At 68.3% G+C, this 243-nt stretch carries 1 protein-coding gene; it reads left to right on the top strand.

The annotated features are described in order from the left end of the window. The coding region (locus AC0IXR_RS25155) for an HU family DNA-binding protein (protein WP_471762614.1) at window positions 1-241 on the top strand (241 nt) is incomplete at its 5' end. Window positions 242-243: the final 2 nt, after the last annotated feature.

The raw sequence follows: 243 nt of genomic DNA, 5'->3' as shown, positions 1-243 counted from the left end.
GGCGATCCTCGACACGATCGCGGAAGCCTTGTCACGCGGCGACCGGGTAGAGGTGCGCGGCTTCGGCGCTTTCTCGGTCAAGCGTCGTGATGCGCGCCGCGGGCGCAACCCGCGCACCGGTGAGCCCGGTGCCGTCTCCGAGAAGGCCATCCCCGTGTTCAAGACGGGCAAGGAGATGCGCCAGCGTCTCAACGAGGCCGGCATCGGCGCAGAGGAGCCCTCCGAGAATGAGGAATCCTGAGC

This window comes from Methylobacterium sp. AC832, assembly GCF_979256025.1.
Note: the sequence above shows the minus strand (reverse complement) of the source record. Positions and strands in the feature narration are given on the sequence as shown.